The following is a 19,746-nucleotide window of genomic DNA, read 5'->3' on the forward strand; positions in this document are numbered from 1 at the left end:
TCCTCGTGGCGTAGGTGAGGGGTTTCGGCCCGGAAGGGTACCCTCAACATAAGGGCATGCTGCCGACACAGGAGGACAGACCCGCATCGTGACCGCATCTGACAGATCCGTCCAGCTCGTGCGCATCGCCGCGGAGGCCGCGGCCGACAAGCTGGCCGATGACATCCTGGCCTACGACGTGAGCGAACAGCTCGTCATCACCGACGCCTTCCTGCTCTGCTCCGCCACCAACGACCGTCAGGTCCGCGCCATCGTCGACGAGATCGAGGAGCGGCTGCGCACCGAGGCCGACGCCAAGCCCGTACGCCGTGAGGGCGAGCGTGAAGGGCGGTGGGTGCTGCTCGACTACATCGACATCGTCGTGCACGTACAGCACGAAGAGGACCGTACGTTCTACGCGCTTGAGCGCTTGTGGAAGGACTGCCCGGCCATCACCCTGCCGGAGAGCGTCATCCAGGCCAACCTCCAGCGGGCGCGCGCGTGACCGACCGACACAACGTGGGGTCTCGTGCCGATTGCGAGCAATCTGCATGAGCAAAAGGATCGTGTGTCTGCGTCACGGGCAGACTCTGTGGAACGTCGAGCAGCGTTTCCAGGGCCACTCCGACATCCCCCTCGACGAGACCGGTGTCGCACAGGCCGCACGCGCCGCCTCGCTGCTGGCCTCGCTGCGGCCGACCATGATCGTCTCCTCCGACCTCCAGCGGGCCAACGACACCGCGCTCGCCCTCGGCCGCATCGTCGGGCTCGACGTGGCGATCGACAAGGACTTCCGCGAACGTGGCGGTGGTCAGTGGGAAGGTCTCACCCGGGAGGAGATCGCCGCACGGTGGCCCGAGGAGTACGCCGCCTGGGAGGCGCCTGACGGCGAGCCCGTCACCGACGTCGCCAGCCGGGTCGCCGGAGCCATGCGGCGCTGGGCGGCCCGCCTGGACGACGACGGGCTGCTCGTCGTGGCCTCGCACGGGGCCGCCCTGCGGCTCGGCATCTGTGAGCTGCTGGGGCTGCCCGAGCAGCTCTGGCCCGCCTTGGGCGGACTGGGCAACTGCTCGTGGTCCGTGCTGCAGGAAGGGCGCCGGGGGTGGCGGCTGCTCGAACACAACGCCGGCACCCTGCCTGAGCCGGTACGCAGCGACGACAAACCGGATGCGGAGGTATGACCCGCCTGGGAGTGGTCCCTGGGCGGCTGACCCGCCGGGTACGGCCGACGTAACGGCCGAACCCGGCGGCACCCTGCCTGGGCAGGTATCGATGCCGGGTCACCGTTGGCGATTAGGTGAATGGGGGCGGATGGCTATATGCTCTCGGAGCGCCGCAACGGGTGGACTCGGAGCGGTGACCAGGGGCTATGGCGCAGTTGGTAGCGCGCCTCCATGGCATGGAGGAGGTCTGGGGTTCGAATCCCCATAGCTCCACCCCTTTCGCGTCAGGGCCGCTGAGTTTTCGGCGGCCCTTTTCGTATACGGTCAGGCCCTGCGACAGGCGTAGGGGGACCAGGATCAGCTCGCCGCCCGGCCACCACGCCGGCGTCGTCGGCAGCGGCTCGTGCGGGCCCGAACCGGGTTCTGTGGATGGGGAGTTGTTGTCTGGGGCGTTCTGTGGATGTCAGGGCAAAGGCCGGGCGCGGGGCCCGGCCTTTGGATGAGCGGTTAGTGCTGGATTGCCTGACGATGTGCGGCGCGGCTCGCAGGTATGGCGGTGAGGCTGAGGACCAGGGTGACGACTCCGACGATCCAGGACGTCACGGTCGCCCCCAGAGCCTCGGTGTACGTGATGGCCCACGGCGCGATGAACAGCAGCACACCCCAGAGGGCGTTGAGCCATTCCGTCGCCACGATGCCCGGTCTCGCCAGCGACACGAGCGAGGTGAGCGCGGTGAGCACCCCCAGAACGATCAGTGAAGCAGCGGCGCCCGACGCGCCGTCGACCCAGATCGGGGAGAGTGCCGCGTAGATGCCGGCGACCAGGGTGACCCAGTCCTGCCAGCGTGACCATGCCTTCATGAGAACCTCCGCCAGGGGCGTATGTGCTCGGCTGGCCTTTTGGTCAGTCGATCCGTGCAACCCGGGGCGCTGCGCGGCGATTCCATCCGAAAGTGTGACATAGCGCACGCGTCAGGGCGGGTTGTAGCGGGCGGACAGTTCGTACGTCGTCTCGGCCAGGCGGTCGCGTAACTCGGGCGGTGACAGCACTTCCGCCTCGGTGCCCAGGCGCAGGAACTCGCCCGCAGCGTGCTCGATCGACTCGATCGGCACCGTCACCCGCGTCCAGCCCTCCCCGTCGGGCGGCGACGCGCTCGCCTCGGCCGCCGTCACCACGCCCGGCGTCATCAGGTCGGCCAGGCGCTCCATGCCGCGCGGTGACAGGCGTACGACCGCCTCGCCCCAGCGCAGCCGGGCCTCGAACTCGGCGAGGTAGCCCTGCCAGTACGCCGCCAGGCCGAACTCCGGAGGCCGGGCGAACGTGCCGGGCAGCTGATGCAGGTCGAGGATCTGCGAGACGCGGTACGTGCGTACGTGCTCGCCCGCCCGCGCCACCAGGTACCACCGCCCGGCCTTGACGACCAGCCCGTACGGCTCCAGCCGCCGCTCCACCTCCTGCGGCGCCCGCCAGCGCCGGTAGCGCACCTGGACGGGACGCTCGTTCCAGACGGCCTCGGCCACGGCCGGCAGATGGGTCACCGGCTCCTGGTCGCGGTACCAGGTGGGGGCGTCGAGGTGGAAGCGCTCCTGGATGCGTCCTGCGCGGTCGCGCAGCTCGACCGGCAGCGCGGCCATCAGCTTGAGCTGTGCGGCCGTCACCACCGCCCCGAGGCCCAGCTCAGCGGCCGGACCAGGCAGGCCGGCGAGGAACAGCGACTCGGCCTCGTCGGCCGTCAGGCCGGTCAGGCGGGTGCGGTAGCCGTCGAGGAGTTGATATCCGCCTCTGGGGCCCGCGTCGCCGTACAACGGGATGCCTGCCGCGTGGAGGGACTCGACGTCGCGGTAGATCGTGCGTACGGACACCTCCAGCCGGTCGGCCAGCTCCTGCGCGGTCATCCGGCCGCGCGTCTGCAGCAGCAGGAGGATGGAGACGAGGCGGGAGGCGCGCACATCACTGACACTACCTGTCAGTGACCCGGGTCTACCGTGCTCCGCATGAACGACTTCGACTTCTTCGCCGGCCGCTGGAACGTCACCAGCCGCCGCCTCATCAAGCCCCTGTCGGGAAGCGGCGAATGGGAGGAGTTCCCCGGGTTCACGGTGGCGACGCGGCACTTCGACGGCGCGGCCAGCGTGGATGAGATCGTGTTCCCGACCAAGGGGTTCAGCGGGATGACCGTGCGGATGTACGACGAGCGGGCCGGGCAGTGGGCCATCTACTGGGCGAACAGCGCCACCGGCCGGCTGGACACCTCGGCCATGGTGGGCGGGTTCGAGGGGGATCGTGGGGAGTTCCACGGGGAGGAGAGCGTGGCGGGGCGGCGGGTGCGGTGCAGGTTCGTCTGGACGGTTCCGGGTGCCGGCGCGGCTCGGTGGGAGCAGGCGTTCTCGGAGGACGGCGGGCGTACGTGGGAGACGAACTGGACCATGGACTTCAGCCGGGCGTGACCGACTGCGTGGCGATGGTCTGCGGGGTGACGGTCTGCGGGGTGACGGTCTGCGTGGCGACGGTCTGCGTGGCGATGGTCTGCGGGGTGACGGTCTGCGCGGCGGACAGGTGGGGGAGGGCTCCTGTCGTGGTGTCGGCGTTGCTGCGGATCCAGAGGACGACGGCGACGGCCACGGCGGCGATCAGCAGGACGAGCCCGCCCGCCACGATCACCCACCACCAGGCGGACCTGGGCGGCTTGGTCTCGTAGACGGGGACGTCGGGGAGCATGTCGGGCGTGTACGGGAGGCGCTGCGTGTAGGGCGACTCCGGCGGGCCCTGCGGCGGTGGGGCCGGATGTGGGAAGCGGTGCCTGATCGTCTGGTTGGGGTCGGGCTCGTGCGGGCCGGGTTGCTCTCGCGTCATGATCCCCTCAGACGATCGTGCGCAGTAGGGATTTACGCCCACATTGTCACACTTCTCCTGGCTGCGTCGTCCAGCCTGCATGGAAACTGTTCTGGTGACCGGAGGCAGCGGGCGGCTCGGCAGGGTCGTGCTGGAGAAGCTGGTCGAGGCGGGGTACGACGTACGGGCCGCAAGCCGGGTGCCCAGGGCCGCGGCCGGGGGCGTGCGGTGGGTGGTGGCGGATCTGACCACCGGGACCGGCGTGGCCGAGGCCGTGTCGCTGGCCGACGTGGTGCTGCATCTGGCGTCGGCCCCGTACAAGGGGAGGTACACCCGGCGGGTGGAGCTCGACGGCACGGCGGCGCTGCTGGGGGCGGCTCGGGCGGCCGGGGTGCGGCATCTGGTCTACGTCTCGATCGTGGGTGTGGATCGGGTGCCGTGGGGATATTTCCGGACGAAGGTGGAGGCTGAGCGGCTCGTCCGCGATGGTGGCGTGCCGTGGACCATCCTGCGGGCCACCCAGTTCCACGAGTTCGTGGCGGCCGGGTTGCAGGGCATGGCCAGGTTCGGTTTCATGATCGCCGACCCGCGCGTCCCCATGCAGACCGTGGACGTCCGGGACGTGGCCGGGCACCTCCTCGCGCTGGTCGCTCGCGGGCCCGGCGGCACGATCGAGGAGTACGGCGGGCCCGAGGCGCTCACCATGGAGGACGCCGTACGGCGGTGGCAGCGGGCGCGCGGGCTGCGGCGGCCGGTGCTCCGCCTGCGACTGCCCGGCGCCTCGGGGCGTGCCTTCCGCGCCGGTCACCTCATCACCGAGGCACACCCCAGGGGCACGATTACCTGGGACGACTACCTGGGCACACCCACACGCCCCTGAACGACCGCCCCAGGCGCCGTTCAGGACGGCGGCCGCCGTCAGGACGGGGCTGCTGTCAGGACGGGGCTGCTGTCAGGACGGGGCTGCTGTCAGGACGGGGCTGCTGTCAGGACGGGGGCTGCTGGTAGCCCTGGACCGGCGGCTGCCAGCCCTGCTGAGGCGACGATCCGCCGGACTGCTGATCGGGCGCGGGCTGCTGCGGCGACCAACCGGGTTGCGGCTGACCAGGCTGCCCTTGCCGGCCGGGCTCGGGCTGCCAAGGCGCCTGCTGGCCGGGCTGGGATTGCGCACCGGGCTCAGGCTGCCAAGGGGCCTGGGCACCGGGCTGGGCGGCGGGGTCGGAGGGCCACGAGCTCTGCTGGCCGGGCTGGGGCTGCCAGGCGGGCTGCCGGCCTGGGTGGGTGGGCTGCCATTCCGGATGGTGGCCCGGCTGCTGGTGCCGGCCGGGGTGGGTGGGCCAGGACTCGGCGGGGGCGCCGGCGGGCTGGGGGGTGCGGCGGGCGACCACGCCGAAGACCAGCAGGGCCGTGCCGGTCACCTGGAGCATGATCACGAGCAGGTTGCCCAGCGGCAAGATGATCTCGTACGCCGTTCTCCCCATTTCGGTGACCAGCGTGGTGACGGAGAACTGGATGGCGGTCAGGACGACGGCTCCGATGAGGAGCACGACGCAGCCGGCGATGCCGAGGCCGGCCCCCCGCCCGTGATCCTTCCTGCGCATCGCCATCATGACGATGCCACCACCTAGGACGATGACCATGAGGAGCAGATTCGCGATGTTGATGATGACGTTCAGCATGGTCATCCGGTGAGATCTCCAAAAGGGGACGAAAGTGACCAGACGACGCTACGCGGACTGGCGGAGATCTTCCACCGCACGTGTGATCGAGTCGAGGTCGTGGCCGCCTTCGTACCGCACGCCGTTCAGGAAGAGCGTGGGCGTGCCGCGCACCCCGCCCGCCTGCCCCGACTCCTCGTCCACGGCGACCCTGGCGACGTGGCGCGGCACGTCTGCCCAGGGGTCGACGTCGAGCTGGGCGGCGTAGTGCTCCAGGTCGGCGTCGGTGAGGAAGCGCTGGTTGGCGTAGAGGATGTCGTGCATCTCCCAGAAGCGGCCCTGGTCGGCGGCGGCCTCGGCGACGATGGCGGCCGGGGCGGCGCGCGGGTGCAGGGTGCGGATCGGGAAGTGGCGGAAGACCATCCGCACGTCGGGGTTGCTCCTGCGGACCTCCTCCAGGATGGGCTGGAGGCGGCCGCAGTAGGGGCATTCGAAGTCGCCGTACTCGACGATCGTGATCTTGGCTTCGGCGGGCCCGCGCACATGGTCGGCGGGCCCCACGGGTACGGCGAGCGTCTTGGGGAGGTCTTCTGACGGCTCGGCGTCGGGCGGCGCGCACACGCCACCGCGGTCCCACGCGAGGCGGAAGATCACCCAGCCCAGGACGGCCGACAGCAGCGACCCGGCCAGGATGCCGATCTTCGCCTGGTCGTGCAGGGCCGAGTCGTCGAAGGCGAGGTCCACGATGAACAGCGAGACGGTGAACCCGATGCCGGACACCGCGGCCCCGCCGAGCAGCTGGCCCCACACGAGGTTGCCGGGCAGGATGCCCCATTTGAGGCGCAGCGGCAGCCAGGTGCCGAGCGCGATGCCGACGAACTTGCCGAGCACCAGCCCCAGTGCCACGCCGATGGCGATCGGCGAGGTCATGGCCGCGCTCAGGGTCTCGCCGTCGAGCCGCACCCCGGCGTTGGCCAGCGCGAAGATCGGCACGATGACGTAGCTGCTCCAGGGATGCAGGCGCAGCTGCAGCCGCTCGTTGACCGACACGGCCCGCTGGACGCGCCGCGCGGCCTCCCTGGCGGCCTCGGCGGTGGGCGAGCTGGTGAACCCCTGGACGGCCTCGCCGGCCAGCAGCAGCTTGTGGTCGGTGGGGGCGTAGACGAAGACGAGGATGCCGAGCGCGATGCCGACCAGCGTGGGGTGGATGCCGCTCTCCAGCGTGGCCACCCACAGCGCGAACCCCAGCACGATGTACGCCGGCGCCCGCCAGATCTTCAGCCGCCGCAGCGTGAGGATGGCCGCGAGCAGCACCACGGCGGTGAGCAGGGCGGGCAGGGCCAGGGAGTCGGTGTAGAAGATCGCGATGATCATGATCGCGAGCACGTCGTCCACGATGGCCAGCGTCAGCAGGAAGGCGCGCAGCGGCTCGGGACACCGGGCCCCGACCACGGCCAGCACGCCCAGCACGAACGCGGTGTCGGTGGCGATCGGCACGCCCCAGCCGGACGCGCCGGGCCCGCCGAAGTTGAGCGCCAGGTAGACGGCGGCGGGGACGAGCATGCCGCCGAACGCCGCCACCGCCGGCACCGCGAGCAGCCGCCGGTCCCTGAGCTGCCCGAGCCGCACCTCGTAGGAGACCTCGAGGCCGATGAGGAAGAAGAAGACGGCCATGAGGCCGTCGTTGACCCAGTGGCGCAGGTCGAGCATGAAGTGGGCGTCGCCGAACGACAGGCCGGTGTTGATGTGCCAGAACGCTTCGTAGCTGTCGCCCCAGGGGGAGTTGGCCCACAGCAGGGCCACCACCGTGGCGACGAGCAGCACGGTGGTGCTGCCCGCTTCCGTACGGAAGAACGCTCGCAGCATCTTCACCCCCCGATGCCCGATCTTAGGCGGGCCCGAGCAGCAGGTGAACCGCGCCCCTGGGGGCTAGGAGGGCTGGAAGAACAGGGAGAAGGCGGCGTCGCGGGCGAGCAGGAACCCGATGATCGCCAGCGCCCAGCCCACCATCGACGCGGAGTGCTTGGCGAGCCAGGCGCGCAGCCGTTCCAGCTTGGGCTCCAGCCGCCCGCCGGCCGCCGCGCGCAGCGCCATGAGCGCCAGCGCGGGCACGATCATCACCAGCACGTACGCCCCCAGCACCGGCAGCCACTGCCCGGCCGCCAGCCCGGCGCTCGTCATCATTCCGACCGCCGCGAGGTACGGCACCATCGTGGCCACCTCCAGGACCCCGGCCGTCAGCCCGAGCAGCACCATCGTGCGCGGTCCCCCCGTCCTGGGGACGAACGTGCGCTCGGGCCGGCCCCGCTTGGCCCGCCGCTTCGGGTCGAACCTGAAGCTGAGCGCGAACAGCCCGACGCCGGCCGCGAGCTGCACGACGGAGGCGGTCCTGCTCTGCAGCGCGTCGCCGAACGCCTCCATGAAGGCGCTCGCGCCCAGCATGAGCGCCACGCCGGCCAGGAAGTAGAAGCCGGCCACGGTGGCCAGGTAGATCAGCAGCCGGCGGCCCCGGTCGCGGTCGGTGGTCAGCAGCAGGAAGACGGGGATGCCGAGGGTGCCGAAGCTCGTGCTGTCGATCACCGCCAGAGCCGCGAGGGTGAGCAGCAGTGCGATGGTCATGGGGACAAGTGTGCGGAACGCGCCCCCCGGCCTGCCTCCTCCGGCGGAGTGAAACCGGCGTACATCCTTGTGCTCATGCCGCCGGAGGAGGACTGCTGACGTCAGAGATTACGCAGGTAGGCCAGGGAGGGGGCGAAGAAGTACTCGCCGCCCTTCATGGTGACCGTCTGCGGCACCTGGGGCTGCGGGACCGACATCTCCGGCTTGCCCCACACCTTGGGGAAGCGCACCTTGATGTCGCGGTCACCCTGACCGATGACCGGGTCGTGCCCGGTGGCCGGCAGCTCGAAGTCGGGGTTGTTCGCCCAGGTCTGCTGCATGAACTCGAACTGGCCGAGGAGGCTGGCGTTGAACGCCATGAACAGCAGGCCCACCTCGCCGCTCGGGCGCCGCTCCGGCGGGGAGTCGTCCCACGGGTCGTCGGCGCGCTCGCCGTACGTCTGCCCGCGCCGCGCCATGACCACCTCGCGGCCGAAGGCGCGCGGGTTGGTCTTCCTGACGTGCCCGGAGAACGGGCACTTGGAGCCGTCGTCGCCGTCGAAGGTGAAGTCGTTGACGACCGGGCCGCCGGCCGGCCTCGCCCTGAGCGTCAACGGGGTGCCGTCCTTGAAGCGGCCGACGAGCATGGCGCCCGCCCGCTCGCGGTCCGCGCCCTTCAGGCCGAGACTGTCGGCGAGGTCGCGCTCGATCTCCTTGAACGCCCGTACGTTCTGCTCCAGCTTCCTGAAGACCAGGTAGCTGCCGTGGTGGCGCTCGGGGTTCGGGGCGAAGGGGTCCGGCACCAGGACGTTGGACAGCGGGAACGCCGGGTCCCAGTGCTTCTTCTGCTCCTTGTCCACCTCGTCCTTGACGAACAGCGGCTGGCTGCGCCCGTCGACGTAGCCGAAGTGCTCGATGCCGTCGCCCGCCGGGTTGCGCATGCCCTGGCCGCGCTCCTCGCCCAGCAGCCTGGCGCTCTCGGGCAGGTCGCCGAGTATCTCCTCGCGCAGCCGGTCCACGGGCCCGCGCTCGGCGTCGCCGATGAGGATGACGGCGTGGATCTCCCGCTGGTAGGTGCGCTCCCACTCCTCGACGGGCGGGTCGTTGACTTCGCCGGTGCGCCGCTTCATGCCGTCGCGGAAGACCGGGTCGTCGAACTTGCGGACGTCCTCGACGGAATGGCCGAGGTCGCGGTAGCCGGCCTTGCTGATGCCGACCCCGACGTAAGGGGTGCCTGGCCTCCGTCCTGCCCCGAAGTCGCGGATCTCCTGCAGGTGCTGCCGGGCCGACTTCATCTTCGTGGTGGCGAGGCGGCGCAGGAACGCCCGGCCCTCGGCCACGTCGTTGAACCGGACGAACAGCACGGACAGGTGCTCGCGTACGTGGGCGCGCAGGATGTTCGGCTGCAGATCGTCGAGCATCGCCTTGGTGTCGGCGTCGAGCGCGGCCGAGTCCCAGGCGAGAGGTCGTTCGTTGGTCAGGTCGACAGGCATCGTGCGTGTCCCTTTCCCCGTTTCCCGATTATGTGAAAAATCGGACCCCCTACGCGTTGAGGGAGAAAGGTTCGCGAGAATCTCTCGCCTTTCAACGCGTCCCACTCCTTCGACTCGCGAACGCCCCCGAAGGTTTCCGCCATAACGGGATCGGTGGATTTCCCGATGGGCGGGAACGGGGAATGCCCATTCAGGGCTCCTCTAGGGTGGTGACGGTGAAAAGCGATGCGTCGCGGAGCGTCCGGAGGCGGCGATGAGGAGCCGGCAGTGGAGCCGTTCCGGAGCCACCCGCGACACGCTGTTACGCGCGGCTCGCGACGTCTTCCTGACCAAGGGGTACGCCGACGCCACGGTGGCCGACATCGTGGCGGCGTCGGGCATCAGCGTCGGCAGCCTTTATCACCATTTCGGCGGTAAGCCCGGTTTGTTCCTTGCGTTGTGGGAGCAGTTCACGCGCGGGCAGGAGGAACGCACCGCACGGGCGGCCAAGGCGGCGGACGGAGCCTCAGAACGTTTTCTCGCGGGCGCCCGCGCCTATCTCGAAGGGACGTGGGAGCAGCGCGAGGTGGCCAGGCTCTTCCTGGAGAGCGACGGGCCCGCGGAGTTCACCACGCTGCGCCGGCAGCGCGGGTGGGGCTGGATCGGCGGCAACAAGCGGGTGCTCGGCCTCGCGGACACGCGGGAGAGCCACGTGCTGGTGGTCCTGCTGACCACGATGATGGGCGAGGCGGGCCGCGAGGTGGCCGCCTGCGAGACCGACGACGACGCCGCGGCGACGATCGACGAGGTGATCCGGCTGGTGAGGCGGCTGCTGCCTACACCGCACGGCGTAGCGGAGCCGTCTCCCTAGGGACGACGGCCGCGGGGCCGCCGGATGGGAGTGTGGGTCGCATGGATCTGCTGCGCCGGGTGCTCGCCGGTTCTTCGGTGGTGTACGCGCTCGTCTTCCTGACGTTCGCGCTGGCGCACGCCGGGATCGCGATCGGCCCGCTCCGCGAGCCGGTGATCGCGCCCGCAGTCGTCGTCGAGACGTTGTGCGCCGTGGCCGTCGCCATCGGCGGGTACGGCGCGGCGGCCCGCCCGGCGTGGGCCTGGGACGGCCTCCTCTACGGGCACGCGGCCGCGCTGGGGGGCGTGCTGCTCGGCATCGCGGCGACCACCCTGAGCCCGGGCGGCGGGACGACCGTGGTGCTGCTCTGGTATCACGGCGTGATGGCCGCCGCGCTGACCGCCGGCCTGGCGGCCGCGTTCTACGCCTCCCGCGTGCGCGGATGACCGGCGCGAGGGCGCGCCGGCCTGCGGATGCGGTCCGGTCACGCCTCCAGGGTGCGCAGGTAGTCGGCGGCCTCGGCCACCTGGTCTTCTGCGAAGACGCGGATGCCGTGTGACTCCAGCAGGGCCGTCGTGACGCCCTGGCCCGGTGCGCGGCGTCCGGAGAAGGAGCCGTCGTAGACGGTGAGGACTCCGCAGGAGGGGCTGCCCTCCTTGAGCACCGCCATGCGGACCCCCTGGGAGCGCGCGACCGCGAGCGCGCCCCGCGCGCCCGCCACGAACGCGGCGGTCACGTCGGCGCCGTCGGTCGCGAGCACGCGGGCCGTGCCGTCGAGCACGGCCGCGCCGCCCAGGCCGCCCTCGATCTCGGCCGCGGGACGCGGGACGGGCAGCCCGCCCGCCACCTCGGGGCAGAACGGCACCAGCCGCCCCTCCTCCCGCCACCCGGCGAGCAGCGCGTCGGAGCTGGTCTTGGCGCCGCCGTCGTAGCGCACCTTGCGGCCCATCAGGCAGGCGCTGATGAGGATCCTCTCCACGCCTTCGATCCTATGAGCGCGATCGGCACCAGCGAGACCGCGGTCAGGGCCGCCACCACCCAGAACGCGTACGTGAACGGCTGCGCCACTCCCGCCCGGGTGAACGCCTGCAGCAGCACGGCCAGCACGGCGACGCCGAACGGCGCGGCCAGGCGTACGGCGATGGTGCTCAGCGTGGTCGCCGCCGGGATCGCGGCCCGCTCCAGCGTCGTGAACGCCGCCGCCATCACCGACGTGGACACCAGCCCGTGCCCGAGCCCCAGCAGGAACATCGGCGCGAGGCCGCCGCCGAGCAGCGTGAACGCCGCGATGCCGGCCACGGCGACGACCACCCCTGCCGCGCCGACGCCGCGCGCCCCCTTGCTGTCGGTGAGCCGGCCCGCCAGCGGCATCGTGATCGCCGCCCCGACGCCCATGGGCGCGAGCAGCAGGCCCGCGTCCAGCGCGGTGCCCCCGGCGGCGAGCTGGGCGTGCAGCGGCACGAGCACGGTGAACCCGAACAGCGCGGCCGAGTAGCAGACCAGCGCGCCGACCGCCGCGGCGAACGTCCTGTCGCCGAACAGCCGCAGGTCGAGCAGCGTCCCCTGGCGGCGCAGCGCCCGTACCGTGAACGCCGCCACCAGCGCCACGCCCGCGAACAGCACGGGGAGCGCGGCGCCGCCCTGCTCCGACAGCCCGTAGACGACGGCCGCGAGCCCGGGGGAGAGCAGCGCGAGCCCGGTCACGTCGAGCGGCTGCGGACGCTCGCCAGGGCCGCCGGGCAGCAGGACGAGCGCGGCCACCAGCGCGAGCGCGCAGATCGGCACGTTGATCAGGAACAGCCACCGCCAGCCGAGCCCCTCCACGATCACGCCACCGAGCGGCGGCCCGAGCACCGGCGCCAGCATCGCCGGCACGGACAGCGCGGCCATCGCCCGGCCCATGCGCTCCTTGCCCGCCGTTTGCGCCAGCATCGCCTGGCCGACCGGCATGAGCAGGCCGCCGCCGATCCCCTGGACGGCGCGGAAGGCGACCAGGCTCCAGACCGACCAGGCGGCGGCGCTGAGCGCCGACCCGGCCACGAACAGCACCAGAGCGGTCAGCCAGACGCGGCGCGCGCCGAACCGGCCGGTCGCCCAGCCGGTCACCGGCACCGTCATGGACAGCGCCAGCAGGTAACCGGTGACCGTCCATTGGATCTCGGACAGGGACGAGCCGAAGTCGCGGGCCAGGGTGCCGAGCGCGACGTTGACGATCGTGGTGTCGAGCATCGTCATGATCACGCCGAGCAGGACGGCGGTGCCGGTGGCCCAGAGGGAACTTCGTACGGCGTATCGCATGTCGTACACCGTATCACCCTCGTACGCTGTACCTCGTGACGTCTCCATGGTCGAAGCCCGCACCGCCCCGCCGCCCGGCGCTGACCAGGGAGGCGATCGTGGCCGCCGCCATCGCGCTCGCCGACGCCGAAGGGCTGGACGCGGTCTCCATCAGGCGGGTGGCCGCCGAGCTCGGCGCCCGCACGATGACGCTGTACTCCTACATCGAGCGCAAGGAGGACCTCCTCGCGCTGATGGCCGACGAGATCGCCGCCGAGGCGCACGCCGATGAGCCGCTCCCCGACGACTGGCGCGAGGCGCTGCTGCTGCTCGCCCGCCTCGAACGCGACCTCGTACGCCGCCACCCCTGGCGGGTCGATCTCATCTCGCAGCGGGTCGCGGTCGGCCCCCACGGGCTGCGGCACGTCGAGCAGAAGCTGGCGGCCATCGGCAAGCTGGGCGTCGACCGGCTGACGGCCTGGCGGATCCTGGCGGCATTCAACGACTACATGACCGGCTTCGTGATCAGGGAGGCGCTGGAGCGCGCGGCGCCGCGCGAGGCGGGCATCAGCGAGGCCGAGCGGGCCGCGCTGGCCGAGCCGCACGTCAGGGAGCTGATCGCGGGCGGCGAGTTCCCCCTGCTGGGGCCGATGATCGAGCAGGGCGTGCAGGGGGTCGACGACAACTTCGAGCGCGGGCTCGGCTGGGTGCTCGACGGCATCGAGGCGCACCTGCGCGACCGGCCCCCGTCGGACGGCCGGTGAAGCGGGTCGTCGGCGGCGGCGCCGGAAGGCCGGTGAGCCCGGGCGTCGGCGGCGGTGCCGGAAGCCGGTGAGGCCGGGCGTCGGCGACGACGTCACGGGGCCGGTCGTCAGCGGGGGCGGGGCATCCGGGCGATAGCCTTACCCCCGATGAACACCACCGTCTCCACGATCGTCATCTCCGGCTCGCTGCTGCTGATGCTGATGAGCCTGATCGTCGCGATCCGCAACCGCCCGATGGGCATGGTGTTGCTGGTCGGCTTCGCCCTGCTGGAGGTGGCGGTGCTGGTGCAGGCCGGGTTCGTGATCGCCGGGGTGGCGGGCGGCGCGGGGCCGGACGACAAGGCCACGCTGTTCGGCTACGTCGGTGGCGAGGTGCTGATCCCGCCGGCCGCGGTGTTCCTCGCGCTGGCCGAGCGCAGCAGGTGGGGCACGGCGATCCTGGCCGTGGCCGGGTTCGCGATCGCGGTGATGACGGCCAGGCTGCTGCAGATCTGGCAGGGCGTGGCGTGACCGGCTCGATCGGCACCGGGCCAGGACGTGCGCTGATCGCGGTCTACGGGTTGTTCGCGCTGGCCGCGGGGGCGCGGGCGGGCGTGCAGATCGCCACCAGGTTCGGTGAGGCGCCGCTGGCCTACAGCCTGTCGGCGTTCGCGGCGGCGGTCTACATCCTGCTCACCGTCGCGCTGTGGCGCGGCGCCCGCCGGCTGGCGCTCGTCTCGCTCGGCATCGAGCTGGCCGGGGTGCTCGTCATCGGCACGCTCAGCGTGCTCGACCCGGCCGCCTTCCCCGACGAAACCGTGTGGTCCGCCTACGGCAAGGGTTACCTGTTCATCCCCCTCGTGCTCCCCCTCGTCGGCCTCTTCTGGCTGTGGCGCCGGCGTTAACGCCGGACCTGCCTGGGCAGTGGCTGACCCCATGAGCACGATCGAACATTCCGAAGACGTCAGGGTCCCCGTACGCGTCGCGTACGACCAGTGGACGCAGTTCGAAAGCTTCCCCGAGTTCATGGAGGGCGTGGAATCGGTCAAACAGCTCAGTGACACGCGTACGGCCTGGGTGGCCGACATCGCCGGTGTCCGGCGCGAGTTCGAGGCCGAGATCACCGAGCAGCACCCGGACGAGCGCGTCGCCTGGCGCAGCGTCGAGCGCCCCCACCACGCCGGCGTGGTGACCTTCCACCGCATCGACGAGAACGCCACCAGGGTCACCCTCCAGATGGAGTACGACCCCGAGGGGTTCGTCGAGACGGCCGGCGACTGGCTGCAGCTCGTCAGGATGCGCGTGGTCGGCGACCTCAAGCGGTTCAAGACGTTCATCGAGTCGCGCGGCGGCGAGACCGGCGCCTGGCGCGGCGACGTCCCGGGGCCGCATCAGGAGGGCTCCACGTACGGCGGCAGCGGCCAGCCCGTCCCGCCCGGCACGATCGGCGGCGGCGGCCAGGAGCCCGGAGGCACCCTGCCTCCTCCCGGCCCGATTCCCCCGAACGAGCCCCCCGCGACGCCGCCCAGGCCGGTGCTCTGACCGGCTAGGCGTCGTACCCCGAGAGCGTAGGGAACCCCCGGACTTGTCCGGGGGTTCTCTGGTGCCAGGAATAAAGCGATATTTCACTCCTGTTAGGGTGGTCATTCGTCCCATGATTTGATGAGTGGAGGATCTCCCCAGCATGACCGTGCTCGCACAAGAGTCCCGTGGCAGCAGCACCCGCCTCGCCTGGCTCCTCGTCCTGGGGATCGTCCTAGCCGCACTCAACCTGCGCACCGGGGTCACCAGCGTAGGCCCGCTGCTCGACCAGCTCGCCGCCGGGCTCGGCATGTCCAGCGTCGGCACCGGCCTGCTGACCACCCTGCCCGTGCTGGCCTTCGCCAGCGTCGGCGCGATCACCCCGACCCTGGCCAGGCGGATCGGCGAGCACCGGCTGCTGCTGCTCGCCCTCATCACGCTCGGCGCAGGATTGCTGGTCAGGTCGCTGGTCGGCTCCGCCCCCGTGTTCCTGGTGAGCAGCGCGGTCGCGCTGTCCGGTGGCGCGGTCGGCAACGTGCTCATCCCGACGCTGATCAAGCGGCACTTCCCGGCGCGTACCGGGGTCATGACCACCGTCTACACCACGGCCCTGGCGGTCGGCACGATGCTCGCCGCCGCCGCGACCGTGCCGATCGAGCGCGCGGCGGGGGACTGGCACGTCGCGCTCGGCGTGTGGGCGGCGCTCGCTCTCGTCGCCGCCATTCCGTGGCTCGCGCTGCTGCGCAGTGAGCCGGAGCGGGACACCGGGAGCCGGGACGCGGGCATCCGCACCCTGCTCCGCAGCAGGCTCGCCTGGATGATCGCGATCTACTTCGGCACCCAGTCGATGATCGCCTACATCATGTTCGGCTGGCTCGCCGCGATGCTCACCGACAACGGCTACACCACCCCCGAGGCCGGGCTGATCCTCGGTGTCTTCACCGCCCTGAACATCCCCGTCTCGATCGTCGTCCCCATGGTCGCCTCGCGCTTCCGCGACCAGCGGCCGCCCGTCGTCGGGCTCGTCGCGTTCTACGCGGTCGGCTTCCTCGGCCTGTGGTTCGCGCCGGCCTCGACGGCCATGGTGTGGGTGGTGTTCGTCGCCGTCGGCATGGGCTCCTTCCCGCTGGCGCTGATGATGCTGGGGCTGCGCACCCGTACACCGGAGAGCACGGCCGCCCTGTCGGCCTTCGGCCAGAGCGCCGGTTACCTCATCGCCGGCGCGGGGCCGCTCCTCGTCGGCGTGCTGCGGGAGACGACCGGCGGCTGGGCGCTGCCGTTCGGAATGATCTTCGTCGTGCTCGTGGTCCAGCTCCTCACCGGCCTGTACGCCGGCCGCGCCCGCTATCTGGAGGACGAGCGCGACGCTGCCAGAATGACCGGGTGAAATCCACTGTCGTCACCTTTCCCAGCGGCCTGACCAGCGGCCGCTCACAGATCGTCGGGACCGTGCCGGTTGAGGGGGGCAGGCACGGTCTCGTCGTGTCCGAGACCCCTTTCCATCCCCTCGATCACACCTGGCCCGACCAGCCGGCCGACCGTGGCACGCTCGGCGGGCTGCCGGTGCTCGACTGCGTGACGGGAGCGGCCGACGGCTCCGGCGAGATCCTGCTGGGGCCCGCCATCCCCGTGCGGCGGGGCGCCGAGGGGTGGGAGTGGCTGGTGGTCCACGTCACCTCCGCGCCGCTGCCCGTCGGCGAGGAGGTGGACCTGGAGGTGGATCGCGAGCACCGTACGGCGCTGTCCGCCGGTCACACCGCCTGCCACCTCGCCGCGCTCGCGCTCAACGCCGTGCTGGCCGATCGGTGGCGCAAGGAGGCGCGGCCGGACTCGCTCGGCAACCCCGACTTCGACCAGGCCGCGATCACCTCCTCCCGCATCGAGCCCCACGGCAGCGTGGACGTCTACCGGCTCGGCAAGTCCCTGCGCAAGAAGGGCTTCTCGGCCGAGGACCTCGACCCCGCGCAGGTCGCCGCGCAGGTGAACGAGCTGCTGGCGAGGTGGGTGGCCGCCGGCGCGCCCGTACGCGTGGAGGTGCCGGGGCCCGAGCTGACCGCCCGGCGCACGTGGCACTGCTCGCTGCCGGAGGGGGAGGCGTCGATCCCGTGCGGCGGCACCCACCTCACCCGTACGTCGGAGCTGGGCCGCGTCTCGGTCGCGCTCACGCTGGACGACGCGGCGCTCACCATGAGGACGACTGTCAGCATGTGTTGACAGATGGCCTCGTGTCAGCACATGCTGACACCATGGACGTGAAGGAACTGGCCGAGACGGCCGCAGGACGCGACCCCCATGACGGGCTGCGGGCCGTGGCCGCGCTGAGGGCGCTGCTGGAGGAACTGGAGGCGGTCCACGTGTCCACCGCCCGCGCGCAGGGCTGGTCCTGGGAGCAGATCGCCGACGCGCTGGGAGTCCGGCGGCAGTCGGCGCACCGCAAGCACGCACGCAGGACGGGGAGAAGCTGATGATGTTCGCCAGGTTCACCGAGGGCGCCCGCGCGGCCGTGGTCGCGGGCGGGATCCACGCGCTCGACGCCGGGATGTCCGCGCTCGACACCGGGCCGCTCCTGCTCGGGCTCGCGGAGGTGCGGCCGTTCCGGCTGGAGCACTTCACCGCCGCCCCCGCCGACGTACGCCGGCACGCCGCGCTCCCCGACCCCCGCGCCTTGCTCGCCACGCTGGGCATCGACCTCGACGAGGTGCACCGGCGCACCCGCGCCGGTGCCGCCGACTCCCGGCGGTGGTCGTTGCGCCGCTCCCGCCTGCGCCCGCTCCGCGTCACCCTGTACGGGCCGCTCGGCGAGCTGCCGCTGACCATGCACGCCAGGAAGGTGGTGGAGGTGGCGCAGTGGCGCCCCGGCCCCGTGACCGGCGAACGCCTCCTGTGGGGCCTGCTCGCCGACGCCGCCAACGGCACGGAACGGATGCTGCGCGCCGCAGGCGTGAACGTGGCGGCCCTGGTCCACGAGGCCGGCATCCCCACCCGCGACGCCGCCTGACCACACCCCCGGATCAGCCGGGGGGATGGAGGTGGGCGATCTTCTCGGGGTTGGCCATCAGGTAGATCGTCTCGACCCGGCCGTCCACGATCACGAGGGACAGGACGCCGACGACCCGGTCGCCGGCCGACATGACGATGCCGGGGGCGCCGTTGATCGTGTCCATGGTGAACGACCAGTCCGGCACCTCCGGCAGGCCGATCGAGGCCATGAACTTGGCGATGTTCTCCTGCGTGGTGATGGAGGCGAGGAAGCGGCCGACGTTCGCGGAGCCGGTGATGGCGCGCAGCGCCGCCCTGGCCTTGCCGCCGCCGTCGCTGACCAGCTGCACCTTGTCGGACAGCAGCGTGATCAGCCCGTCGAGGTCGCCTTCCGCCGCCGCGCCGAAGAACCGCTCGGTGATCCGGCGGCGCTCGTCGCGGTCCACGTCGAAGCGCGGCCGCCGCTCGCGTACGCGCTCACGCGCCCGCCTGGCGAGCTGCCTGACGGCCGGCTCGTTGCGTCCGACGATCTCCCCGATCTCCGCGAACGGCAGGTCGAACGCCTCCCGCAGCACGAACACGGCCCGCTCCAGCGGCGTCAGCGTCTCCAGCACGACCAGCAGCGCCAGCTCGACGGAGTCGGCCAGCGCGGCGTGCTCGGCGACGTCGGGCCCGGTGGAGATCGGCTCGGGCAGCCACGGCCCGACGTACGACTCCCGCCGCGCCTTCAGCTGCCGCAACCGGTCGATGGCCAGCCGCGAGGTCACCCTGACGAGATACGCCTTGGGGTCGGCGACGTCCGCGCGATCGGCCCCCGACCAGCGCAGCCACGCCTCCTGGACGACGTCTTCCGCGTCGGTCACACTGCCCAGGATGCGGTAGGCGACGGCGGTCAGCAGACTGCGGTGCTCCTCGAAGGTCGGCATGAACCCTAAGACGTACCACAGAGCCGCGACGTGACACGAGGGCTCCGAACCTCCGTTACACTTGTTGATCGCAAGGGGCTATGGCGCAGTTGGTAGCGCGCCTCCATGGCATGGAGGAGGTCTGGGGTTCGAATCCCCATAGCTCCACAGGATTTCGAGCGGCGCCCCGCCTGATGGCGGGGCGTTCCACGTTTCCGGGGGCTGCTCAGCGGCCGTCGAGCACGGCCAGGTAGTGCGGGTTGCGCATGACGCCGAGCACGTTGCCGAACGGGTCCACCACCGAGGCCGTCACGAAGCCGGAGCCGTCGCCCTGCTCCCTGATCGGCTGGTGCTCCTTGGCGCCCATGCTGAGCAGCCGCTCCACCGTGGCCTCCAGGTCGTCCACGTGCCAGTACATGATGGCGCCCGCCAGCTGCCCGGTCGTGCCGGGCGGGGCGTAGCGGCCGTCGATGATGCCGAACTCGTGCTGGTAGTCGCCCAGACGGAACTCGACGTATCCGGGGCGGCGGTAGTACGGCTCGACGCCGAGGAACTCGGTGTACCAGGCCTGCGCGGCCTCCTGGTCGGCGAATCCGCGGAGCATGTCATGTCCTTCCGGTTGTGGTTCCGGGAACCAGGATGCTCTCCGCGCTGCGCAAGCTGCTGCGGGCGCTGCCCGCGACGTTCATGGAGGGCGCGGAGGCGGCGGCGAGCGCGGTCGGGGTGGATCCCGCCCGCTGGGCGCCACCGGGAAGGAGCCGCCCGACG

The 19,746-nt window shown here is 71.5% G+C and carries 25 protein-coding genes and 2 tRNA genes; 16 read left to right on the forward strand and 11 right to left on the reverse strand.

Annotation, left to right across the window (positions count from 1 at the left end; translation table 11 throughout):
• The first annotated feature begins 88 nt into the window (after positions 1–88).
• The 3 genes from rsfS to AB0K18_RS27135 all read left to right on the forward strand — a co-directional run bounded on the left by rsfS (position 89) and on the right by AB0K18_RS27135 (position 1,415).
• Entirely contained in the window at positions 89–484 is a 396-nt protein-coding gene (gene rsfS, locus AB0K18_RS27125) for a ribosome silencing factor (RefSeq protein ID WP_364919316.1), read from the forward strand.
• Positions 485–530: 46 nt separating this feature from the next.
• Positions 531–1,160 (forward strand): histidine phosphatase family protein, encoded by a 630-nt coding sequence (locus tag AB0K18_RS27130; protein ID WP_364919319.1) that lies wholly within the window; start codon positions 531–533, stop codon positions 1,158–1,160.
• A 182-nt stretch (positions 1,161–1,342) separates the two neighbouring features.
• Positions 1,343–1,415, forward strand: a tRNA-Ala gene (locus tag AB0K18_RS27135).
• 234 nt (positions 1,416–1,649) lie between these two features.
• On the opposite strand, the gene AB0K18_RS27140 is transcribed toward AB0K18_RS27135, so the two are convergent.
• A complete protein-coding gene (locus tag AB0K18_RS27140; RefSeq protein ID WP_364557641.1) occupies positions 1,650–2,003 on the reverse strand; it encodes an SPW repeat protein in 354 nt (117 codons plus the stop codon).
• A 111-nt stretch (positions 2,004–2,114) separates the two neighbouring features.
• Positions 2,115–3,092 carry a YafY family protein gene (locus AB0K18_RS27145; RefSeq protein ID WP_364919321.1) on the reverse strand — a complete coding sequence of 326 codons (978 nt, stop codon included), beginning with the start codon at positions 3,090–3,092 and terminating at the stop codon, positions 2,115–2,117.
• Positions 3,093–3,137: 45 nt separating this feature from the next.
• On the opposite strand from AB0K18_RS27145, the gene AB0K18_RS27150 reads away from it, so the two are divergent.
• Complete coding sequence (locus AB0K18_RS27150) at positions 3,138–3,590, forward strand: hypothetical protein (RefSeq protein ID WP_364919323.1); 453 nt, start codon at positions 3,138–3,140, stop codon at positions 3,588–3,590.
• Here AB0K18_RS27150 and AB0K18_RS27155 read toward each other — a convergent pair.
• A complete protein-coding gene (locus AB0K18_RS27155; protein WP_364919326.1) occupies positions 3,577–3,996 on the reverse strand; it encodes a hypothetical protein in 420 nt (139 codons plus the stop codon). The two genes, AB0K18_RS27150 and AB0K18_RS27155, sit on opposite strands and share 14 nt — an antisense overlap.
• Before the next feature lie 94 nt (positions 3,997–4,090).
• Between AB0K18_RS27155 and AB0K18_RS27160 the strand changes: the two genes are divergently transcribed.
• Positions 4,091–4,855 (forward strand): NAD(P)H-binding protein, encoded by a 765-nt coding sequence (locus AB0K18_RS27160; protein ID WP_364919327.1) that lies wholly within the window; start codon positions 4,091–4,093, stop codon positions 4,853–4,855.
• A gap of 106 nt (positions 4,856–4,961) precedes the next feature.
• On the opposite strand, the gene AB0K18_RS27165 is transcribed toward AB0K18_RS27160, so the two are convergent.
• From AB0K18_RS27165 to AB0K18_RS27180, 4 genes are all read right to left on the reverse strand, one after another.
• Positions 4,962–5,660 carry a hypothetical protein gene (locus tag AB0K18_RS27165; protein WP_364919330.1) on the reverse strand — a complete coding sequence of 233 codons (699 nt, stop codon included), beginning with the start codon at positions 5,658–5,660 and terminating at the stop codon, positions 4,962–4,964.
• A 42-nt stretch (positions 5,661–5,702) separates the two neighbouring features.
• The gene (gene nhaA / locus AB0K18_RS27170; protein ID WP_364919709.1) at positions 5,703–7,499 is read right to left on the reverse strand and encodes a Na+/H+ antiporter NhaA; all 1,797 of its coding nucleotides are present in this window, start codon (positions 7,497–7,499) and stop codon (positions 5,703–5,705) included.
• A gap of 63 nt (positions 7,500–7,562) precedes the next feature.
• Complete coding sequence (locus AB0K18_RS27175; RefSeq protein WP_364919332.1) at positions 7,563–8,252, reverse strand: GAP family protein; 690 nt, start codon at positions 8,250–8,252, stop codon at positions 7,563–7,565.
• Between the two features lie 101 nt (positions 8,253–8,353).
• Positions 8,354–9,724 (reverse strand): Dyp-type peroxidase, encoded by a 1,371-nt coding sequence (locus tag AB0K18_RS27180; RefSeq protein ID WP_364919335.1) that lies wholly within the window; start codon positions 9,722–9,724, stop codon positions 8,354–8,356.
• 253 nt (positions 9,725–9,977) lie between these two features.
• Here AB0K18_RS27180 and AB0K18_RS27185 point away from each other — a divergent pair, with 253 nt between their 5' ends.
• Both AB0K18_RS27185 and AB0K18_RS27190 read left to right on the forward strand, forming a co-directional pair.
• Positions 9,978–10,574 (forward strand): helix-turn-helix domain-containing protein, encoded by a 597-nt coding sequence (locus AB0K18_RS27185; RefSeq protein WP_364919338.1) that lies wholly within the window; start codon positions 9,978–9,980, stop codon positions 10,572–10,574.
• A gap of 41 nt (positions 10,575–10,615) precedes the next feature.
• The gene (locus AB0K18_RS27190) at positions 10,616–10,999 is read left to right on the forward strand and encodes a hypothetical protein (RefSeq protein WP_364919341.1); all 384 of its coding nucleotides are present in this window, start codon (positions 10,616–10,618) and stop codon (positions 10,997–10,999) included.
• A gap of 38 nt (positions 11,000–11,037) precedes the next feature.
• Here AB0K18_RS27190 and AB0K18_RS27195 read toward each other — a convergent pair whose 3' ends face one another.
• Positions 11,038–11,532, reverse strand: a complete 495-nt coding sequence (locus tag AB0K18_RS27195; protein ID WP_364919343.1) for a DUF523 domain-containing protein — start codon at positions 11,530–11,532, stop codon at positions 11,038–11,040.
• Positions 11,502–12,851, reverse strand: a complete 1,350-nt coding sequence (locus tag AB0K18_RS27200) for a DHA2 family efflux MFS transporter permease subunit (RefSeq protein WP_364919712.1) — start codon at positions 12,849–12,851, stop codon at positions 11,502–11,504. Before AB0K18_RS27200 ends, AB0K18_RS27195 begins: the two co-directional genes overlap by 31 nt.
• Before the next feature lie 35 nt (positions 12,852–12,886).
• Between AB0K18_RS27200 and AB0K18_RS27205 the strand changes: the two genes are divergently transcribed.
• The 8 genes from AB0K18_RS27205 to AB0K18_RS27240 all read left to right on the forward strand — a co-directional run bounded on the left by AB0K18_RS27205 (position 12,887) and on the right by AB0K18_RS27240 (position 18,092).
• On the forward strand, positions 12,887–13,594 hold the full coding sequence (locus tag AB0K18_RS27205; RefSeq protein WP_364919346.1) for a TetR/AcrR family transcriptional regulator C-terminal domain-containing protein: 708 nt from the start codon (positions 12,887–12,889) through the stop codon (positions 13,592–13,594).
• Positions 13,595–13,741: 147 nt separating this feature from the next.
• A complete protein-coding gene (locus tag AB0K18_RS27210) occupies positions 13,742–14,104 on the forward strand; it encodes a hypothetical protein (RefSeq protein WP_364919348.1) in 363 nt (120 codons plus the stop codon).
• Positions 14,101–14,478, forward strand: coding sequence for a hypothetical protein (locus tag AB0K18_RS27215; RefSeq protein WP_364557603.1), 378 nt, complete (start codon positions 14,101–14,103; stop codon positions 14,476–14,478). The genes AB0K18_RS27210 and AB0K18_RS27215 overlap by 4 nt, the downstream gene beginning before the upstream one ends.
• 31 nt (positions 14,479–14,509) lie before the next feature.
• A complete protein-coding gene (locus AB0K18_RS27220; RefSeq protein ID WP_364919350.1) occupies positions 14,510–15,115 on the forward strand; it encodes an SRPBCC family protein in 606 nt (201 codons plus the stop codon).
• A gap of 142 nt (positions 15,116–15,257) precedes the next feature.
• Positions 15,258–16,481 (forward strand): MFS transporter, encoded by a 1,224-nt coding sequence (locus AB0K18_RS27225; protein ID WP_364919352.1) that lies wholly within the window; start codon positions 15,258–15,260, stop codon positions 16,479–16,481.
• 95 nt (positions 16,482–16,576) lie between these two features.
• Complete coding sequence (locus AB0K18_RS27230) at positions 16,577–17,308, forward strand: metal-dependent hydrolase (RefSeq protein ID WP_364919355.1); 732 nt, start codon at positions 16,577–16,579, stop codon at positions 17,306–17,308.
• A 32-nt stretch (positions 17,309–17,340) separates the two neighbouring features.
• Entirely contained in the window at positions 17,341–17,559 is a 219-nt protein-coding gene (locus tag AB0K18_RS27235; protein WP_364557592.1) for a helix-turn-helix domain-containing protein, read from the forward strand.
• On the forward strand, positions 17,559–18,092 hold the full coding sequence (locus AB0K18_RS27240) for a hypothetical protein (RefSeq protein WP_364919358.1): 534 nt from the start codon (positions 17,559–17,561) through the stop codon (positions 18,090–18,092). The genes AB0K18_RS27235 and AB0K18_RS27240 overlap by 1 nt, the downstream gene beginning before the upstream one ends.
• A gap of 13 nt (positions 18,093–18,105) precedes the next feature.
• Here the strand turns inward: AB0K18_RS27240 and sigJ are convergent, their stop codons facing one another.
• On the reverse strand, positions 18,106–18,999 hold the full coding sequence (gene sigJ, locus AB0K18_RS27245) for an RNA polymerase sigma factor SigJ (protein WP_364919360.1): 894 nt from the start codon (positions 18,997–18,999) through the stop codon (positions 18,106–18,108).
• A gap of 74 nt (positions 19,000–19,073) precedes the next feature.
• Here sigJ and AB0K18_RS27250 point away from each other — a divergent pair.
• Positions 19,074–19,146 (forward strand) — tRNA-Ala (locus AB0K18_RS27250).
• Between the two features lie 58 nt (positions 19,147–19,204).
• On the opposite strand, the gene AB0K18_RS27255 is transcribed toward AB0K18_RS27250, so the two are convergent.
• A complete protein-coding gene (locus tag AB0K18_RS27255) occupies positions 19,205–19,582 on the reverse strand; it encodes a VOC family protein (RefSeq protein ID WP_364919363.1) in 378 nt (125 codons plus the stop codon).
• Positions 19,583–19,746 lie beyond the last annotated feature (164 nt).

The sequence above is a fragment of the Nonomuraea sp. NPDC049421 genome (genome assembly GCF_040677005.1).
Classification (GTDB): Bacteria; Actinomycetota; Actinomycetes; order Streptosporangiales; family Streptosporangiaceae; genus Nonomuraea; species Nonomuraea salmonea.

Excerpts from the sequence above, each read along its gene's own strand:
- AB0K18_RS27130 (WP_364919319.1), top strand. The coding sequence starts at position 531 with ATGAGCAAAAGGATCGTGTGTCTGCGTCACGGGCAGACTCTGTGGAAC.
- AB0K18_RS27140 (WP_364557641.1), bottom strand. The coding sequence starts at position 2,003 with ATGAAGGCATGGTCACGCTGGCAGGACTGGGTCACCCTGGTCGCCGGC.
- AB0K18_RS27150 (WP_364919323.1), top strand. The coding sequence starts at position 3,138 with ATGAACGACTTCGACTTCTTCGCCGGCCGCTGGAACGTCACCAGCCGC.
- AB0K18_RS27155 (WP_364919326.1), bottom strand. The coding sequence starts at position 3,996 with ATGACGCGAGAGCAACCCGGCCCGCACGAGCCCGACCCCAACCAGACG.
- AB0K18_RS27165 (WP_364919330.1), bottom strand. The coding sequence starts at position 5,660 with ATGACCATGCTGAACGTCATCATCAACATCGCGAATCTGCTCCTCATG.
- nhaA (WP_364919709.1), bottom strand. The coding sequence starts at position 7,499 with ATGCTGCGAGCGTTCTTCCGTACGGAAGCGGGCAGCACCACCGTGCTG.
- AB0K18_RS27175 (WP_364919332.1), bottom strand. The coding sequence starts at position 8,252 with ATGACCATCGCACTGCTGCTCACCCTCGCGGCTCTGGCGGTGATCGAC.
- AB0K18_RS27180 (WP_364919335.1), bottom strand. The coding sequence starts at position 9,724 with ATGCCTGTCGACCTGACCAACGAACGACCTCTCGCCTGGGACTCGGCC.
- AB0K18_RS27185 (WP_364919338.1), top strand. The coding sequence starts at position 9,978 with ATGAGGAGCCGGCAGTGGAGCCGTTCCGGAGCCACCCGCGACACGCTG.
- AB0K18_RS27190 (WP_364919341.1), top strand. The coding sequence starts at position 10,616 with ATGGATCTGCTGCGCCGGGTGCTCGCCGGTTCTTCGGTGGTGTACGCG.
- AB0K18_RS27200 (WP_364919712.1), bottom strand. The coding sequence starts at position 12,851 with ATGCGATACGCCGTACGAAGTTCCCTCTGGGCCACCGGCACCGCCGTC.
- AB0K18_RS27210 (WP_364919348.1), top strand. The coding sequence starts at position 13,742 with ATGAACACCACCGTCTCCACGATCGTCATCTCCGGCTCGCTGCTGCTG.
- AB0K18_RS27220 (WP_364919350.1), top strand. The coding sequence starts at position 14,510 with ATGAGCACGATCGAACATTCCGAAGACGTCAGGGTCCCCGTACGCGTC.
- AB0K18_RS27225 (WP_364919352.1), top strand. The coding sequence starts at position 15,258 with ATGACCGTGCTCGCACAAGAGTCCCGTGGCAGCAGCACCCGCCTCGCC.
- AB0K18_RS27235 (WP_364557592.1), top strand. The coding sequence starts at position 17,341 with ATGGACGTGAAGGAACTGGCCGAGACGGCCGCAGGACGCGACCCCCAT.
- AB0K18_RS27240 (WP_364919358.1), top strand. The coding sequence starts at position 17,559 with ATGATGTTCGCCAGGTTCACCGAGGGCGCCCGCGCGGCCGTGGTCGCG.
- sigJ (WP_364919360.1), bottom strand. The coding sequence starts at position 18,999 with ATGCCGACCTTCGAGGAGCACCGCAGTCTGCTGACCGCCGTCGCCTAC.
- AB0K18_RS27255 (WP_364919363.1), bottom strand. The coding sequence starts at position 19,582 with ATGCTCCGCGGATTCGCCGACCAGGAGGCCGCGCAGGCCTGGTACACC.